Below are 17,356 nucleotides of genomic sequence, written 5' to 3' on the forward strand. Positions count from 1 at the left end.
CCCTTTCGCAAACATGGGTGGAAGTGTTCGACAACAGGGGATCGCCCGTGCGCACGAGTAAACCACACGGCCTACTGGTCTGCTGTGAGGGGTCCCACAATCCGGTGACGATCCAGTCTCGCTCCGAGACGAACCCCAGGCGCCGGACTGCCTGTTGTGTCAGGATGCGGTTTCCCCCACCATGTCGAGGAGAATTCGCGATGAACATCGTCTCCACCCTCCGCAGGAGCCGCCTGACGGCCGCCACCACCACGGTCGCCGTCCTCGCGCTCGCGCTCGCCGCCTGTGGCAGCGACGACTCGGGCGCCGGTGGATCCGAGGACAAGGCGAAGGCGGCCGGCATCACGCTGGTCAAGCCGGGCAAGTTCACTGTCTGCACCCACCTGCCGTACAAGCCCTTCCAGTACAAGGACGGCAACAAGGTCGTCGGCTTCGACGTCGACCTGCTCGACCTGGTCGCCCAGGATCTCGGCCTGGAGCAGGAAGTGGTGAACATCGAGTGGGCGCAGGTCACCTCGGGCGCCGCGTTCAAGGCCAAGAAGTGCGACATGGGCATGGGCGCGATGACGATCACGCCGGAGCGGCAGGCCGCGATCAGCATCACCGACCCGTACATGGACGCCACCCAGGTGCTGATGGCCAAGAAGGACTCCGGCATCAAGGGCCTGGAGGACCTGCGCGGCAAGATCCTCGGCTCCCAGGCCGACACCACCGGCCACAAGTACGCCGACGAGAACAAGGACAAGTACGGCTACAAGGTGATCCCGTTCCCGGACTCGGCGCTGCAGGAGAACAACGTGAAGTCCGGCCGGGTCGCCGCCGCCATCAACGACAACGGCTTGCTGTACGACTTCATCAAGGACAACCCGGACATGGCCGTCGTGGCCGAGTTCGACACCGGTGAGCACTACGGCTTCGCCGCCCTCAAGGACGGCAGCGGGCCGAAGCTGGTCGAGAAGTTCAACAGCCTGCTGACCACGGCGAAGTCGGACGGCAAGTACAACGAGATCTACAAGAAGTGGTTCGGGGTCGAGCCGAAGAAGTGAGCCGACAGGACATGACCGCTGCCACCGAAACCGTTGAGCGGAAGGGGTTGAGCCCGCGGCAACGGGCTCGCCGCTCCCGCGGGATCCAGTACGCCGTCCTCGTCGTTCTCGTCCTGATCGCCGCGGTCAGCGCGGACTGGGGCCAAATCGTCAGCGTCTTCTTCAAGCCGCAGTTCATCAAGGAAGCCTTCCAGAACGGGCTTCTCACCGCGCTGGTCAAGACGCTGGAGTACACCGCCGGCGCGTTCGTGATCGGTCTGGTCGGCGGCACCGTGCTGGCGCTGATGAAGCTCAGCCAGGTCGGCCCGTACCGGTGGATCGCAACCGCCTACATCGAGTTCTTCCGCGGCCTGCCGGCGATCGTGGTGTTCATCGCGTTCAGCCTGCTGCCGCTGGCGTTCGAGGGCATGACGATTCCCTGGGACCCGTACGGCGTGGTCTGGCTGGCGCTCGGGATCGTCGCGTCGGCGTACATGGCCGAGGTGATCCGGGCCGGTATCCAGGCGGTGCCGAAGGGACAGGTCGAGGCGGCCCGCTCGCTCGGGATGCCGGCCGGGCTGGCGACCCGCAAGATCGTGCTGCCACAGGCGTTCCGGATCGTGCTGCCGCCGTTGACCAACGACCTGATCCTCCTGGTCAAGGACTCGTCGCTGGTGTTCATGATCGGTGTCGCCGCGGACGGGTACGAGCTGACCGGCTTCGGCCGCGACCTGGCCAACACCGAGGCCAACCTGACGCCGCTCGTCACGGCCGGCTTCTGCTACCTGCTGATCACACTGCCGCTCGGCATCCTGGTCCGCCGGCTCGAAGCCAGGACGGAGAGGACGCGCTGATGGCTAACCTCGATACCTCCCCCACCCCACCACCCCGGTCGGTGGAGATCAAGAACCTGCACAAGTCCTTCGGCAGCAACCACGTCCTGCGCGGCATCGACTTCTCCGTCGAGCAGGGCGAGGTCGTCTGCGTGATCGGGCCGTCTGGTTCGGGCAAGTCGACGCTGCTGCGCTGTGTGAACCTGCTGGAGAAACCCCAGCAGGGACAGGTGTTCGTACGTGGTGAGGACATCACCGACCCGGACTGTCACCTGGACGCCGCCCGGCAGCAGATCGGCATGGTGTTCCAGCAGTTCAACCTGTTCCCGCACCTGTCCGCGCTGGCCAACTGCACGATCGCTCAGCGGACGGTGCTGAAACGCAGTCCCGTCGAGGCGGATCGGGTCGCGCGGGCCAACCTGGAGCGGGTGGGCCTGAGCGACAAGATCGACGCTTTCCCGGCTCAACTGTCCGGCGGTCAGCAGCAGCGGGTGGCGATCGCCCGGGCGCTGTCGATGGATCCGGCGCTGATGCTGTTCGACGAGCCGACGTCGGCGCTGGACCCCGAGCTCGTCGGCGACGTCCTCACTGTGATGCGCAAACTCGCGCTCGAGGGGATGACGATGCTCGTCGTCACCCACGAGATGGCGTTCGCCCGCGAGGTCGCCGACCGGGTCGCGTTCATGGACGGCGGCGTCATCGTCGAGCAGGGTCCGCCGGCCGACGTCATCGGCGACCCGAGAGAAGAACGCACCCGGACGTTCCTGCGCCGGGTGCTCGACCCGACCCACGTCGAGCCGACCTGACCGAATTGTCACGCTGCGTGTCCGCGAAGTCGACGGGCCGCAGCGTGACAGCGGTCCAGGACTACGAATAGGTCTCCATTGGGCCCCCATCGGTGCGCCCCGGCTATCGGCCTGTGTCAAGATGCGGACACATGGCGCCGGGCCCGTCCGGCACCCAGCTTTGGAGGACTAGATGTCTGTCCTGCGTAGGACGCTCGTGTTGTCCGGCGTCCTGGTTCTCGCGGCCGCCGGATGTGGCTCTAACTCGCTCGACAGCGGTGCCGGCAGCGCTCCGAGCAGCGCTCCGTCGAGTGCGCCGTCCAGTGGTGGACCCGATCTGAGTGGCGCGCTGCCGGCCAAGATCAAGTCCGCCGGCAAGATCGTGGTCGGCGTGGACGCCAGCTACCCGCCGAACGAGTTCCTGCAAGGCGGCAAGACCGTCGTCGGGATGGACGTCGACCTGTTCAACGCGGTGGCGCAGAAGTTCGGCGTGACCGTCGACTGGCAGCCGGCCGGGTTCGACACGATCATCACCGGTGTCCAGGGCGGCAAGTACGACATCGGCGTCTCGTCGTTCACGATCAACGACAAGCGCAAGCAGCAGGTCAACATGGTCAGCTACTTCAACGCCGGCACCCTGTGGGCGACCGCGAAGGGCAACCCGAAGGGCGTCAACGCCGACGACGCCTGCGGCAAGACCGTCGCGGTCCAGAAGGGTACGACGCAACTCGAGGACGACATGCCCAAGCGGCAGGCCAAGTGCAAGGCCGAGGGCAAGCCGGAGATCAAGCTGGTGGTCCGGGAGAAGCAGGACCAGGCGACCGCCGACCTGGTCGGCGGCAAGGCCGACGCGATGCTGGCCGACTCCCCTGTCGTGCTGTACGCGATCAGCCAGACCAACGGCCAGCTCGAGCAGCTCGGCGACATCTACGACGCGGCGCCGTACGGCTACGTGGTCCCGAAGGCGGAGACCGCGTTCGCGGCCGCGATCGTCGAGGCGCTGAAGGCGATGGAGGCCGACGGCAGCTACAAGAGCTCGCTGCAGAAGTGGAACAACGACTCGGGTGCGATCACCGACTTCGCCGTGAACCCGTGAGCTGACCATGAGTACCGACACTGAAACCCGGCCGGCGGATTCGGCTGCCGATCGGCCGGGTGCGATCGATGCTGTGCCGGTCCGGCACCCCTGGCGCTGGGTCGCGATCGCCGTGATCGCGATCCTGCTCGGGATGCTGATCCATCTGCTGGTGACCAACAAGGCATTCGACTGGCGCTTCGTCTTCCAGGCGATGAACCAGCAGTCGGTGATCAACGGCTTCATCAAGGGCACCTTGCTGGTGACCGTGCTGTCGATGATCGTCGGCGTGGCCGGCGGCGTCCTGCTGGCCGTGATGCGGCTGTCCGACAACCCGATCCTGTCCGGGGTCTCCTGGGCGTTCACCTGGTTCTTCCGCAGCGTGCCGCGGTACCTGCTGCTGTTCACCATGGGCACGCTGGGAGTGCTGTTCCCGCAGGGCATCTCGTTCGGTATCCCGTTCGACTACAAGATCATCGACTGGCTCGGCCTGTCCGGCGACTGGCGGTTCCTCAACCTGGACGCGAACCAGATCTTCACCGGCCTGGTCGCCGGTGTGATCGGGCTCGGTCTGTCCGAGGCGGCGTACATGGCCGAGATCGCCCGGGCCGGGATCATGAGCGTGGACAAGGGCCAGGCCGAGGCGGCCGAGGCGCTCGGGATGAGCAGCGGCAAGGTGATGCGCCGGGTGGTGCTGCCGCAGGCGATGCGGGTGATCGTGCCGCCGACCGGCAACGAGACGATCGCGATGCTGAAGGACACCTCGCTGCTGCTGGCCGTCCCGGTGATCGGCGAGCTGTTCTACCAGCTGCAGTCGATCGGAAGCACGTACTACAAGACGTTCCCGATCGCCGTCGCGGCGACGCTGTACTACCTGGCCGCGACCAGTGTGCTGATGGTCGGCCAGTACTTCCTCGAGCGGCGCTTCGGCCGCGGCTTCGGAACCCAGGCGCCACGGGCGGCACGCCCGGCCGGCGCGGGAGGTGCATGATGACAGCCGCTGCGGCCGCCGAGACGGCCCAGCCCCTGACGGAACGGCTCGTCCACGCGGTCAACGTGACCAAGTCCTTCCACCACAACGAGGTGCTGAAGGGCATCGACCTCGACGTCGACCGGGGACAGGTGGTCTGCCTGCTCGGGCCGTCCGGTTCGGGCAAGACCACGTTCCTGCGCTGCATCAACCAGCTCGAGACGATCGACGGCGGCCGGATCTGGGTCGACGGCGACCTGATGGGGTACGCCGAACGCGGCGGACGGCTGTACCGCCTGAAGAACAAGGAGATCGCGGCCCAGCGGCGCGAGATCGGCATGGTCTTCCAGCGGTTCAACCTGTTCCCGCACATGACCGCGATCGAGAACGTCGCGGAGGCGCCGGTCCAGGTCAAGCGTGAGTCGAAGAAGGCCGCCCGGGCCCGGGCGACGGAGCTGCTCGATCGGGTCGGGCTCGGTGACCGGTGTGCGGCGTACCCGGCGCAGCTGTCCGGTGGGCAGCAGCAGCGGGTCGCGATCGCGCGGGCGCTGGCCATGCAGCCCAAGCTGATGCTGTTCGACGAGCCTACGTCGGCGCTCGACCCGGAGCTGGTCGGCGAGGTGCTCGCGGTGATGCGTGAGCTGGCGAACGACGGGATGACGATGATCGTGGTCACCCACGAGATGTCGTTCGCCCGCGACGTGGCCGACACCGTCGTGTTCATGGACGCCGGTGTGGTGGTCGAGGCCGGCAGGCCGCGCGAGGTGCTCGGGAACCCGCAACACCAGCGCACCAAGACCTTCCTGACCCGGCTGCACTCCGAACACGACCACCCGTGATTCCTGCCGTCAGGGCCGGTTCGTGCACCGGGCCGGCCCTCTCGCCGTGCATCAACCGCGTCGAGCGTGGAAGATGTACGGCATGGTGAGCCGAGCGGCCGCCGGACACGAGGGAGGCAGTGTGAGCAGCACCGGACGATCCGCCGAGGTCCGACTGAGTATCCCGGCGGACAGTGCCTACATCGCCGTCCCGCGGTCGGTGGTCGGCAACCTGGCGGCTCGCAACGACTTCACCGTGGACGCGATCGACGACCTGCGGATCGCCGTCGACGAGGCGTGCGCCCTGCTGCTGCCGCAGGCCTCGGACGGCGTGCTGGACTGCGTCTTCGAGATCGACCCGCCGCAGCTCACCGTCCGGACCAGCGCCGTCGTACCGAACGGCTGGCGGCCGGACACGTCGTCGTTCGGCTGGACCGTGCTGACAGCACTGGTCGAGTCCGCGGCGGCCGAGACCATCGACGGCCGGCTCACCATCACCGTGACGGCAACCGCCACCGCCGCGGAGAAGGCGTGACCGACGACCGCTCACTGGGCGAGCCCCAGGAACCTACAGACCTGCGCACCCGGACGGCCGAGCTGTTCCGGGCGATGGCTGCGGGCGATCCCAGCCGCGCCCTCGCCCGCGACGGCCTGGTCGCGCTGCACATGCCGTTGGTGGAGCACCTGGCCCGCCGCTTCCGCAACCGCGGCGAGCCGTACGACGACCTGGTCCAGGTGGCCACGATCGGCCTGATCAAAGCAATCGACCGCTTCGACTCCGACCGGGGTGTGGAGTTCTCGACGTACGCGACGCCGACGATCCTGGGCGAGATCAAGCGGTACTTCCGGGACAAGGGCTGGGCGATCCGCGTGCCGCGGCGGCTGCAGGAGCTGCGGCTGTCGCTGACCGCCGCGACCGCCGAGCTGACCCAGGAGCTGGGTCGCGCGCCCACGGTCGCCGAGCTGTCCGATCGGCTCGGGTTGTCGCCGGATCTGGTGATCGAGGGGCTGGAGTCCGCGAACGCGTACAACACCCTGTCCCTGGACGCTCCGGACCAGAACGAGGCCGACGCCACCACGGTGCTGGACGGGCTCGGCGGCGAGGACGAGGCGCTCGAGAGCGTGGAGTACCGGGAGTCGCTGAAACCGCTGCTCGCCCAGCTGGACACCCGGGAGAAGCGGATCCTGACGCTGCGGTTCTTCCGCGGGATGACCCAGTCCCAGATCGCCGAGGAGATCGGCATCTCCCAGATGCACGTCTCCCGCCTGCTGGCCCGCACCCTGACCGAACTCCGGGCGGGCCTGCTGAAGGAGTAGGGCTACAGGACCGGACGGTCCTTGGTCGGGTCGTCCGCCAGGGCCAGGGTCGATGCCTTCTGGAATAGTCCGATCAGTACGCCGACCGCCGCGAGCGCCAGCGCCACCGAAACAGCCTTCGTGGACCCACCCCAAAAGCTGTAGGCGACCAGCAGCTGGATCAGCTGCGCGAACACGGCCGGCCCACGGCTCCAGGTCGATGCGCGCCACAATCCACGGGCCACCAGGCCGAGGCCGGCGCCGTACGCGACGAAGAAGACGGCGGTGGTCAGTCCGAGCACCAGCCGGGATCCATGGATCGTAAATGCTTCGGCAATTCCCAGAACGATGAGCACAAGCCCTTCCGCAGCGACCACGGCCGCGGCTAGCTTGAGCGGTCTCGGTACGGCGGCAGCTGGGGAGTCGGTCGGCACGCTCACCAGCTTAGTGTCACGTGCCGTCGTACTTCGGGCGCAAGGGACGAACACCTGCTCTTTCCGCGAGCCCGATCGGGTCGCGGAACCCCTAGCCCCACAAGGGTTTCGAGGTTGTGCGTAACCAATGAGCGGTTGGATCGGTTACTTGCAGTGAACGGGTGATTGCGGATGAGCTTCTCCGTCCGGCTACCGGACGGGGCGAACCATTGCGCACCGGTTCGTAGTGTTAAGGAAGTGTTGTGATCTGATCGACAACTCCAGAACCCTTGTTTCACTCAGCTGAGATTGGGAACATGGTCTCGTTCGTGAAAACGTTCACAACACGCACCTCGCACCATGAACCCCCCGTGCGAGAAGCATCACGAGTACAGCACTGCTGATCGGGCACAGACCTACCCGACAGCGTACGACCACTACTGAGAGAGATGGGATCCGCCATGGATTGGCGCCACCGGGCCGTTTGCCTCGATGAGGACCCGGAACTGTTCTTCCCCATCGGCAACACCGGGCCCGCGATCATGCAGATCGAGGAGGCCAAGCAGGTGTGCCGTCGCTGCGACGTGCGTGAACAGTGCCTCGCCTGGGCGCTGGAAGCCGGCCAGGATCACGGTGTCTGGGGCGGTCTGAGCGAGGACGAGCGCCGCGCTCTGAAGCGCCGCAACGCCCGCGCCCGCATCCGCACCGCCTGACGCCCCCAGAACGCCCGGCCCCGCGGGATCCGCGGGGCCTTTCGATTTCCCCACCTATTCCTTGACCGGGATGTCGAGGGTGACCTGGGTTCCGGGCTTGCCGTCGTGGCGAGGACCGAACTCCAGGGTCCCGTTCAGCTCCCCGATCACCAGAGTGCGGACGATCGACAACCCGAGGTTCCCGGACAGCTCCGAGTCGAAGTTCGCCGGCAAGCCCTGTCCGTCGTCCACGACGGTCACGTGCAGCCGGCCGACGGATCGCTCGGCGCCCAGCTCGACCGTCCCGCTGGCCTCGCCGCCGTCCCGCGTACCGAACGCGTGCTCGACCGAGTTCTGCATCAGTTCCGTCAGGACCATCGCCAGCGGGGTCGCGATCTCGGAGTCCAGCACCCCGAAGTTCCCCGATCGCCGCGTCTCCACGGTCGTCTCGACAGTCGACACATCGGCCACCATCGCCGCCACTCGGTCCGCCACGTCGTCGAAGTCCACGTGCTCGTCGAAGGACTCCGACAGCGTCTCGTGCACGATGGCGATCGACCCGACCCGCCGGACGGCCTCGGCCAATGCGGCCTGACCTTCCGGGACGCTGATCCGCCGGCCCTGCATCCGGAGTAACGCGGCGACGGTCTGCAAGTTGTTCTTGACGCGATGATGAATCTCCCGGATGGTCGCCTCCTTGGTGACCAGCTCCCGCTCCCGGCTGCGCAGCTCCGTCACGTCGCGGAGCAGGATCAGCGCGCCCACGTGCTGCCCGTCGGCCCGCAGCGGGATCGCCCGGAGGAACAGCGTGGCGTCGGAGTTCTCGATCTCGATCTCCTTGGCCGCCCGTCCGGTCAGCACCGACGCGAGCACGTCGTCGACCTTGTGCCCGCTGTGCAGCAGTTCCCCGGTGACCTCCTTCAGCCGGCTCCCGACCAGATCCGTGACCAGGCCCATCCGCCGGTACGCCGACAACGCGTTCGGGCTGGCGAACGTCACCATCCCGTGCCGATCGACCCGGATACAGCCGTCCCCGACTCGTGGCGTGGTGGACAGCAGCCGCTCCCCGCCGTACGGGAAGATGCCGTCGTTGATCATCCGGGCCAGGTCGGTCGCGCTCTGCAGATAGGCGATCTCGAGCCGCGACGGGGTGCGCACGCCGAGCAGGTTGGTGTTCCGGGCGATCACCGCGATCACCTTGGTGCCCCGGCGGACCGGGATCGTCTCGACCCGGACCGGGACGTCGTCGCGCCACTCCGGGTCGCCCTCGCGGCAGATCCGGCCGCCGTCGTACGCCTGGTCGAGCAGGTGCCGGCGGCCGCGCGGGATGAAGCTGCCGACAATGTCGTCGAGGTACGCCGTCGGCCCGGTGGTCGGCCGCATCTGCGCCCCGGCCCAGAACCCGAGCCCCTCGATGTCGGGCAGCCAGAGCACCAGGTCGGCGAACGAGAGGTCGGCCAGCATCTGCCAGTCCGAGACGAGCAGTTGCAGGCGGTCCAGGTCGGCCTGGTCCAGGGTCGTGTGGTTCCGCGCCACATCGCTCAGAGACGGCACGCCCCGATGCTACCGATGGCCTATACCAGCTCCTCGGGCGGTGCGCTCGACAAGTGGGTGGAGATGGGTGTTGATTGATCAGGCACCACAGATGAAAGGATGCTTCGGTGGAGTCGACGTACTGGCAGGACGTGATGGCCGCGGACTACGCGGTACCGGGCGACCGTGCGCTGACCGACCTCACCCAGGAGCTCGTCCGCGGCCTCGCCAGTACCAACCCGCAGGTCCGTGACGCGCTGGCGTATCCGACGCTCGCGACCTGGCTCGAGCGCGGGGTGTACGACGACCTGCTGCCGGGGTTCGGTGACGGCCTGTGCGCCGGACTCGCCTACGGCCTCGGCGAGGACGGCACCGACACCGTCTTCCGCCGCTCGTTCACCGCGCTGACGCTGGCGGAGGTGATCCACCGCGACAACGCCGAGTTCCTGGTCCACGACGAGGTGGTGATGCGCTGGGGTGACCGGCTGGCCACCTGGCTGCTGCGGGAGCGCGACCTGCGCGGATACGTCCCGGACTGCGGCTGGGCACATGCCGTTGCCCACGGCGCCGATGCGATCGGCGCACTGGCGCGGTCCCGGCACTGCGACGCCGGCGTACTGCGGGCGCTGCTCGACGTACTCGCGGACCGGATCGTCAAGGACACGCAGTACCGCTGGGTGCACGAGGAGCACGACCGGGTCGCCCACGCGGTGATGACGATCCTGCACCGGAACATGCTGACCAGCGACGAGCTCGAGCGCTGGCTGAAGCCGGTCGCGGCGACCGCGGCCCAGCAGCCGCTGATGCACGAGACCCTGCCGGAGTGGCCGACTCCCCCGGTGTTCAACGCCCGCGGTGTCCTGCACGTCCTGCTGAGCCAGCTCGCGATCGGTGTGAAGGGCTTTCCGATCCCCGGTGACGACGAGCTGTTCGGCCGTCCGATCGAGGCCCGCGCGGACATGCTGCTGATGCTCACCGAAGCGGTCCAGTCCTCCCAGCCCTACATCTACCGCCCGGCGGCCAACCCGCGCTCCTAACCCGGCTTGGGTACGGCGACCGTCGCGACCACTGCGCGATGGTCGGTCCCCGCGATCGGGTACGTCGCGAAGCGGCCGGGCTGGATCGACCGGGTCACCACCACGTGGTCGATCTGTGTGCGGACGACGGCCGGCTGATCCGCGGGCCACGTGCCCTGCAGGCCGCTGCCCACCGATGGCCCGACGCTCCGGCAGTTGGTGCCCAGGGCCTGCCGGAAGTCCGCATGGTCGAGGGTCGCGTTGAAGTCGCCGGCCACAACGGTCGGCGGATCCTGAGTGCACCAGTTCCGCAGTACGAGCAGGTCCTGCTTCCAGGTCGGCATCGAGTCTGGCAGCGGCGGGAAGCCGTGGTACGCGATCAGCCGGACGTCGCCAAGGTTCCCACCGGTCACGATCACGTGCCCGAACGCCGTACCGAGCTCTGATGCGAACCGCACCGCGCCGAGTTTCGCGGAGACCAGAACGCTGGTCGCGCTCTCCACCGCCTTCGACGGCTGCTGCGTGAATCCCTTGTACTGCAGGTCTTGCAGCTGCGCGCGGATCTCCTCGCGTACGTCGACCTGTGCCTCGGGCAACGACACCAGATCGGGCTGATGCTGCCGGATCAGCTCGGCCACCTCGCCCGCGTTGGCGCCCCCGCCGAGCACGTTCGCGACCAGGACGGTGAGCTCCCGGGTCCCGTCGGCCGGCGGATGCGCATCGGACAACTGGCGCGGCACCGTGAGCGCTCCACCGGTCAGCGCAAGCGCCACCACGAGTACGGCGGCTATGCGCCATCCCCGCCGTACCAGCATCAGCAGACCGAGCAGCAGGACCACGACGAGCCCTTGGGGACGGAACGCGACCAACTGTGCGAACGGCGTGACCTCATCGAGCCCGAACAGTTCCGGATACAGCGGAACGGCAACCACCACGAGAAGGAGCACGGACAGCACGACCCGCCGTACCAACCATGCCTTTTCGTTATCCATGGACCACGCTGAAACTCTAGTCGGTGGTGCAGACGAGCGGTAGCGTGCTCCGTTGCGCCTGCTGTGTGTCCCGAGGAGGTTTGCTGTGTCCCGATTGTCCGCGGTCAAACCCGCGTACTGGATCTCCGGCGTGCTGCTGGCGATCGCGGTGGTCGTACCGCTCCTGGTCTCCACCTACGCCAAGGACGAGCCCCGGCTGTGGGGCTTCCCGTTCTTCTACTGGTACCAGCTGATGTGGGTCTTCATCTCGGCGATCCTGGTCAGCATCTGCTACCAGCTGGTGAGCCGGGAGGAACGCCGTCGGCGGGCCGCCCAAGGGCTCAAGAACCCGGACCTGCACGGTGCGGATGAGGAGGCGGACCGGTGAACAACGTCGACTGGGTGCAGTTGATCATCGTCATCGTGATCTTCGGCGCCGTCACCGTGATGGGCTTCATGGCGGCCCGCTGGCGCAGTGCCGGTCACATGGACAACCTCGACGAGTGGGGTCTTGGCGGCCGTGGCTTCGGCACGTTCATCACCTGGTTCCTGCTCGGTGGCGACCTCTACACGGCGTACACCTTCGTCGCCGTGCCGGCCGCGATGTTCGCGACCGGTGCGATCAGCGGCTTCTTCGCGGTGCCGTACACGATCGTGGTCTACCCGATCATCTTCATCTTCATGTCCCGGCTGTGGTCGGTGTCGCATCGCAACGGCTACGTGACCCCGGCGGACTTCGTCGGCGGCCGGTACGGCAGCAAGGCGCTGTCGCTGGCCGTGGCGGTCACCGGCATCCTCGCGACGATGCCGTACATCGCCTTGCAGCTGGTCGGTATGCAGGCCGTGTTCGAGACGATGGGCCTCGGCGGAAACAACACGCTGGCCAAGGACCTTCCGCTGCTGATCGCGTTCGCGGTGCTGGCGGCGTACACCTACTCGTCCGGTCTGCGGGCGCCGGCGATGATCGCGTTCGTCAAGGACGGCCTGATCTACCTGGTGATCGGCGTCGCGATCATCTACCTGCCGCACGAGCTGGGCGGCTGGCACTCGATCTTCGGTGCCGCCGAGGACAAGCTGACCGCGACCAGCCCGGCGACGGGCAAGCCGGTGGGCGCGTTCATCCCGGGTGAGTCCGGGTTCTCGGCGTACTGGACGCTCGCGCTGGGTTCGGCGATGGCGCTGTTCATGTACCCGCACTCGGTCACCGCGGTGCTGTCGACGAAGAACCGCAACATCGTCCGGCGGAACGCGGCGATCCTGCCGGCGTACTCGCTGCTGCTCGGTCTGCTCGCCCTGCTCGGCTTCATGGCGATCAAGGCGAACGTCGATGTGAAGGGCCTGGACGGCCTGGCCAACCCGCAGCTGGCGATCCCGCGGCTGTTCGACCAGGAGTTCCCGTCCTGGTTCGCGGGCATCGCGTTCGCGGCGATCGCGGTCGGGGCACTGGTGCCGGCGGCGATCATGTCGATCGCGGCCGCGAACCTGTTCACCCGCAACATCTACCGCGACTTCATCAAGCCGGCCGCCACTCCGGCCCAGGAGGCCAAGGTCTCCAAGCTGGCTTCGCTGCTGGTGAAGCTGGGTGCGCTGGTGTTCGTGCTCGCGATGGACAAGACGCTCGCGCTGAACCTGCAGCTCCTCGGCGGTATCTGGATCCTGCAGACGTTCCCGGCGATCGTCATCGGTCTGTTCACCAAGTGGTTCCACCGCTGGGCGCTGCTCACCGGCTGGGCGGTCGCGATGGTGTTCGGCACGATCGAGGCCTACAACGTGGTGAACCCGGCGACCAAGAAGCACTTCGGTGGTTCGCTGGCGAACATCCCGTTCACCGACAAGCAGGCCTACATCGCGCTGACGGCGTTCGTGCTCAATCTGGTCATCGTGGTCGTCCTGACGGCCATCCTGCGGGCGCTCAAGGTGCCGGAGGGCAACGACACCACGCACCCGACGGACTACACCGCGGACCGCGGCGACCCGGGCGTGAAGGACCTGCCCGAGCTCCTGGACGAGGGCGGCGCGTCGCCGGCCAAGTCCTAGCGCGGATCCCTCGACGGCGGTCTCATCGGCTCCGGCCGATGGGGCCGCCGTCACTGTATGCCGCCATGTCGACACGCTGCGAGGTCAGCTTGCCCGGATTCGGGCCGCCGGGACGGCAGAATCGCGAGGGTGTTGCTGGTCCTCCTCGTCATGGTGCTCGGTGCCCTCGCCGCGCTCGCGACCGGCGGACGGTTCGGACGACTGGCGGACAACTCCCTGGCCGGCGTGCACTGGCTGGCCGCGGCCGCGATCGGCCAGCTCCTCGGTTCGCTCTTCGGAGGTACGGCGTACCCGGTCGGGCTGATCGGGTCCGCGGTCTGCATCGCCGTGTTCCTGCGGCTCAACCTGAAGCACCCCGGCGTCGGCCTGCTGGCGTTGGGTTTCTTCGCCAACGCGGTCGTCGTCGCCCTGAACGGCGCGATGCCGGTATCGCCGGCTGCCTTGGCCCACGCGGGGATCGGCACCTCTGTGGTGACCGATGCGCGCCACGAGCTGTCCGATGTGGCGACCAGGTTGCCTTGGTTAGGTGACGTCGTACCTGTGGCGCTTCCTAGCCTGGGACAGGCTGTCAGCGCCGGAGATGTGCTGATCGCGGCCGGTGCCGGTTTGCTCCTGTACGCCGGAATGGGCGGCTCCGGCCGGATTCCCACCGACGTCGCGCCGGCGTGGGACGACCTCGAGCCGTCGCCCGTCCATCCGGCCCTGCAGGTGCTGCGGACGGGCCTAGAAGCGGAAGCCCCGGCCGATCACGCGCCTGAGTGACTCGACCACGACCGGGTCGTACTCCGCCCCGATCCCCAGCCCGATCGACTCCATCGCCTTGGCCGGCGACTGCCCGTTGCCCTCGCCGACCAATTGTTCGTAGGCCAGGGCGACATTCACGATGCCGCTCTCCAACGGAATGTCGGCGTTGCTCGCGCGGCCGTGCCGGTACGGGTCGTTCGAGTGCCGGACGATCTCGGCGACATGGTCCAGCACCCCGGACCGCTCGATCACCGAGGCCCCGATCTCCGCCGCCCGCTGGCGCTCCTCCCGCGTCCGCAGCAGGCTCGCACCGCCCGGGCTGGGGTCCGCCAGCGCCAACTGCCCTACGCCCGACAGCAGAGCGGCGTACTCCAGTGCTTCCATCCGCGCCGGGGTGAGACCGAGGTCGTTGCCGATGGCCACTGCCAGGGTCGCGGTCCGCGCGTTCTGCCCCGGACTGCTGAAGCCCGCGATCTCAGTACTGCGGGCCATCGACCGAACCGTGGTCCGGTACGTCCGCTGCGCCGACGCGAAGCGCCGGAACGCGAACTGGGTCAGCAACAAAGGCACCACAACCAGCGGCACCGCCCACAGACCGATCAACGACGTTCCCGCGGCCAGCAGCATGCCGCTGATCCCCATCGCCAGGCCGATCCGTCCCATCACCGCGAGCTCGTCGCGAAGCGCCGCGGGGAACGGCCGGTTGTACCGCTCGGTGTCCTGCCCGGCTCCGACCAGAGCATCGGTCAGACCGGCCGACAGCACCGCCAGCAACATGGCACCGGTCAGCGGTACGGCGTGGGTCCAGGACCCGTTCCAGTACAGGCTGTCCGGGGTGACGAGCTCGAAGGTGACCGCCGCGAACGCCACCGAGAGGACACGGCGACTGGAGATGACCAGATCCCACGGCAGGCCGGCGATCGCCCGCGGGAAGATCCCGGCCAGCGTCGCAAGGCCTGTGACGGCGACGATCTGCGCGACCTCGGGAGGAACGCCGACGGCCGGTCCGCGCAGCATCACGTAGGCCAGCGAGGCACTGGTGGCGATCGGTGCCCGGTTCCGGCTGGGGTCGACGCGGAACTGCACCATCTCGCCGACCGCGATCAGCAGGCCGAAGACGATGACGAACGGCCAGCCGGTCACGCCTTGCCTGGCCGTAATGATCAACGCGACCAGGCCGACCGCACCACCTGCCACGGACAGCACCACGCCGCTGCCCAGGCGCCGCGCTTCGAAAGCGTCGAACTCCTTGGTCTGGGTCATGCCGGGCCTGCTGCCGAGCCGGACGCACCGCCACCGGTGCCCAGACTGAGGTCGTCATGGTCGATGCTGACCTGCACGCTCTGGTCCGGCGCCGGCTGGTCGGCGGCCGCGGCGCTCCAGCCCTGCGTCTGGATGACCTGGACGAACGCGTCGACCAACTCGGGGTCGAAGTGGGTGGTCTTGTCCTGGACGAGGATCGCGAGGGTCTCGTCGACGCTGCGGGCGGGCCGGTAGGACCGGGTCGAGGTGAGGCAGTCGAACGCGTCGACGATGCCGATGATCCGCGCGAAGAACGGGATGTGCGTGCCGCTGAGGCCGGCCGGGTAGCCGGTGCCGTCGTACTTCTCGTGATGGTGCAGGACGGCGGACTTGACCTCTTCGAGGAACGGGATGTTGCCGATCAGCTCGACCCCGCGGGCCGGGTGCAGCCGGATCGCGTCCATCTCCGCGTCGTCCAGCTTGCCGGCTTTGCGGATGATGCTGGTCGGTACGCCGACCTTGCCGACGTCGTGGAGCAGTCCGGCGTGCTCCAGCGCGTTCTGGCGATCCTCGGGCAGCCCGAGCTGGCGGCCGAGCATGCCGACCCCGGCACTGACCCGCTCGGAGTGTCCGCGGGTGTACAGGTCCTTGGTCTCGATGACCTGGATGAAGGCTCGCATCGTCGCCGCCTGGGCAGCGCGTTCGGCCTGATACTGCGACAACGCCCAACGGACAACGAGTAATGGCCCGACTACCAGCAGGCACGAGGCGATGCCGAGACCACCGAGCCAGGTCACCGCCAGCAGGACGCCGAGAGCGCTGTACCCGAGCATCGGCAGGAACGTCGGCCCGATCACCGACTTGAGGAAGTCGACCACCCGCACCTGCCCCTCCAGCCAGAGAATCAGGCTGAGCAGGAGTGCGTTGGCCAACTGATGGCCGATCGTGCCGGCGATCGCCGCGACGACGGTCCTCGGAATGTCGTCCAGGACCTCGGATCCGACAGGGCCACCTAGCAGGGCATAGGCGGCACCGCCACCACCGGCCGCGAGCACGCGGTACGACGGGTTGAAGATGCGCTTGACCAGGGGCGACGGCTGCCGGAGCTGTGCGACGTACCCGAACACAGACACGGCGACCGCTGTCCACGGTCCTGCGATCACGAAGACGGCTACCAACGCCACGGAATCGAGGGCAGCCGGATGGTTGGGCAGGACTTTGAACCGCAGGGCCCCGCCAAGGAGCATGACTAGGGCAAGTGCCAGAGTGGTGAGACTGAAGGTGATCTGAGTGAGAGATATGACCAGCACCGCCAGAGCGGACACGGCAACCACGGCCACCGCTGCTCGTAGCAGTGAAGCTCTCACTGGGGCGCCACCTCTAGCCTTCCACTACGACATAGTTCACCAGTCCCAGCTGTCGGTCGCCATGATAGTCACCTCCGACCAGCGGCGTAGTCTTGAAATCCCGGCTGTTGCGGGCTTCAGGGGGGCTAGACAGCGCATCGCTGACTCTTCCTTTAATTCTTGCTCAACCGACGTGCGCCGAAACACTGTAAGGCAGCGCGTGACTCGCCGCACGATGCCACCGTCCGCAGCGTGGTATGAGAGACTGTGACTCTTTGCAGTTGTTTCAAGGAGGCTTAGGAATGGGCAAGACCGGCCGCAAGCGCCGTGCACGCAAGAAGAAGGGCGCGAACCACGGCAAGCGCCCCAACGCCTGAACTCAGGCGGCTACAGACAGCGAGGACCCCGGCCAAAACCGGGGTCTTTGCAATTTGGTCACAGCTCGGATCAGACCAGCTTTAACCGAGGTCTGTATTCGGAGCGTCCCTGGTCGCATACTGAATGCGACCGTCAAACGACTGTTGGATTTTGCGATCACTTCGGTCGGCGGATCCTCCTAG

19 protein-coding genes are annotated in these 17,356 nt (G+C 67.5%); 14 read left to right on the top strand and 5 right to left on the bottom strand.

The annotated features are described in order from the left end of the window. The first annotated feature begins 200 nt into the window (after positions 1-200). From E0H73_RS19855 to E0H73_RS19890, 8 genes are all read left to right on the top strand, one after another. The gene (locus E0H73_RS19855) at positions 201-1,046 is read left to right on the top strand and encodes an ABC transporter substrate-binding protein (protein ID WP_131358438.1); all 846 of its coding nucleotides are present in this window, start codon (positions 201-203) and stop codon (positions 1,044-1,046) included. Between the two features lie 11 nt (positions 1,047-1,057). Then, positions 1,058-1,879 carry an amino acid ABC transporter permease gene (locus E0H73_RS19860; protein ID WP_131358440.1) on the top strand — a complete coding sequence of 274 codons (822 nt, stop codon included), beginning with the start codon at positions 1,058-1,060 and terminating at the stop codon, positions 1,877-1,879. Further along, positions 1,879-2,664, top strand: coding sequence for an amino acid ABC transporter ATP-binding protein (locus E0H73_RS19865; protein ID WP_131358443.1), 786 nt, complete (start codon positions 1,879-1,881; stop codon positions 2,662-2,664). The genes E0H73_RS19860 and E0H73_RS19865 overlap by 1 nt, the downstream gene beginning before the upstream one ends. Before the next feature lie 172 nt (positions 2,665-2,836). Continuing rightward, the gene (locus E0H73_RS19870; protein WP_131358446.1) at positions 2,837-3,739 is read left to right on the top strand and encodes an ABC transporter substrate-binding protein; all 903 of its coding nucleotides are present in this window, start codon (positions 2,837-2,839) and stop codon (positions 3,737-3,739) included. A 7-nt stretch (positions 3,740-3,746) separates the two neighbouring features. Beyond that, positions 3,747-4,709, top strand: a complete 963-nt coding sequence (locus E0H73_RS19875) for an amino acid ABC transporter permease (protein WP_131358449.1) — start codon at positions 3,747-3,749, stop codon at positions 4,707-4,709. After that, entirely contained in the window at positions 4,706-5,527 is an 822-nt protein-coding gene (locus E0H73_RS19880) for an amino acid ABC transporter ATP-binding protein (protein ID WP_131358452.1), read from the top strand. Before E0H73_RS19875 ends, E0H73_RS19880 begins: the two co-directional genes overlap by 4 nt. Positions 5,528-5,648: 121 nt before the next feature. After that, a complete protein-coding gene (locus E0H73_RS19885) occupies positions 5,649-6,041 on the top strand; it encodes an ATP-binding protein (RefSeq protein ID WP_131358455.1) in 393 nt (130 codons plus the stop codon). After that, on the top strand, positions 6,038-6,823 hold the full coding sequence (locus E0H73_RS19890) for an RNA polymerase sigma factor SigF (RefSeq protein ID WP_131358458.1): 786 nt from the start codon (positions 6,038-6,040) through the stop codon (positions 6,821-6,823). The genes E0H73_RS19885 and E0H73_RS19890 overlap by 4 nt, the downstream gene beginning before the upstream one ends. A 2-nt stretch (positions 6,824-6,825) precedes the next feature. On the opposite strand, the gene E0H73_RS19895 is transcribed toward E0H73_RS19890, so the two are convergent. Continuing rightward, the gene (locus tag E0H73_RS19895; RefSeq protein WP_131358461.1) at positions 6,826-7,242 is read right to left on the bottom strand and encodes a hypothetical protein; all 417 of its coding nucleotides are present in this window, start codon (positions 7,240-7,242) and stop codon (positions 6,826-6,828) included. Positions 7,243-7,676: 434 nt separating this feature from the next. On the opposite strand from E0H73_RS19895, the gene E0H73_RS19900 reads away from it, so the two are divergent. Continuing rightward, the gene (locus E0H73_RS19900; protein ID WP_012922773.1) at positions 7,677-7,928 is read left to right on the top strand and encodes a WhiB family transcriptional regulator; all 252 of its coding nucleotides are present in this window, start codon (positions 7,677-7,679) and stop codon (positions 7,926-7,928) included. A gap of 54 nt (positions 7,929-7,982) precedes the next feature. Here the strand turns inward: E0H73_RS19900 and E0H73_RS19905 are convergent, their stop codons facing one another. Continuing rightward, complete coding sequence (locus tag E0H73_RS19905; protein ID WP_131358464.1) at positions 7,983-9,461, bottom strand: sensor histidine kinase; 1,479 nt, start codon at positions 9,459-9,461, stop codon at positions 7,983-7,985. A gap of 107 nt (positions 9,462-9,568) precedes the next feature. Here E0H73_RS19905 and E0H73_RS19910 point away from each other — a divergent pair, with 107 nt between their 5' ends. Further along, complete coding sequence (locus tag E0H73_RS19910; protein ID WP_131358467.1) at positions 9,569-10,477, top strand: DUF2785 domain-containing protein; 909 nt, start codon at positions 9,569-9,571, stop codon at positions 10,475-10,477. Here the strand turns inward: E0H73_RS19910 and E0H73_RS19915 are convergent. After that, on the bottom strand, positions 10,474-11,448 hold the full coding sequence (locus E0H73_RS19915; protein WP_131358470.1) for an endonuclease/exonuclease/phosphatase family protein: 975 nt from the start codon (positions 11,446-11,448) through the stop codon (positions 10,474-10,476). The genes E0H73_RS19910 and E0H73_RS19915 overlap by 4 nt on opposite strands. Positions 11,449-11,533: 85 nt before the next feature. Here E0H73_RS19915 and E0H73_RS19920 point away from each other — a divergent pair, with 85 nt between their 5' ends. From E0H73_RS19920 to E0H73_RS19930, 3 genes are all read left to right on the top strand, one after another. Next, a complete protein-coding gene (locus tag E0H73_RS19920) occupies positions 11,534-11,815 on the top strand; it encodes a DUF3311 domain-containing protein (protein WP_131358473.1) in 282 nt (93 codons plus the stop codon). Further along, positions 11,812-13,464 carry a monocarboxylate uptake permease MctP gene (mctP, locus tag E0H73_RS19925; RefSeq protein ID WP_272949137.1) on the top strand — a complete coding sequence of 551 codons (1,653 nt, stop codon included), beginning with the start codon at positions 11,812-11,814 and terminating at the stop codon, positions 13,462-13,464. The genes E0H73_RS19920 and mctP overlap by 4 nt, the downstream gene beginning before the upstream one ends. 129 nt (positions 13,465-13,593) lie before the next feature. Then, entirely contained in the window at positions 13,594-14,226 is a 633-nt protein-coding gene (locus E0H73_RS19930) for a DUF5317 domain-containing protein (protein WP_238164109.1), read from the top strand. Here the strand turns inward: E0H73_RS19930 and E0H73_RS19935 are convergent. Next, complete coding sequence (locus tag E0H73_RS19935) at positions 14,188-15,471, bottom strand: HD-GYP domain-containing protein (RefSeq protein ID WP_238164110.1); 1,284 nt, start codon at positions 15,469-15,471, stop codon at positions 14,188-14,190. The genes E0H73_RS19930 and E0H73_RS19935 overlap by 39 nt on opposite strands. Further along, complete coding sequence (locus tag E0H73_RS19940) at positions 15,468-16,817, bottom strand: HD-GYP domain-containing protein (protein WP_238164111.1); 1,350 nt, start codon at positions 16,815-16,817, stop codon at positions 15,468-15,470. The genes E0H73_RS19935 and E0H73_RS19940 overlap by 4 nt, the downstream gene beginning before the upstream one ends. Positions 16,818-17,098: 281 nt before the next feature. Here E0H73_RS19940 and E0H73_RS48415 point away from each other — a divergent pair, with 281 nt between their 5' ends. Beyond that, positions 17,099-17,173: a 50S ribosomal protein bL37 gene (locus tag E0H73_RS48415; RefSeq protein WP_369759046.1), complete on the top strand. Its 75-nt coding sequence runs from the start codon at positions 17,099-17,101 to the stop codon at positions 17,171-17,173. Positions 17,174-17,356 lie beyond the last annotated feature (183 nt).

Origin of the sequence: Kribbella pittospori, from assembly GCF_004331465.1 — a bacterium.
Lineage (GTDB): Bacteria > Actinomycetota > Actinomycetes > Propionibacteriales > Kribbellaceae > Kribbella > Kribbella pittospori.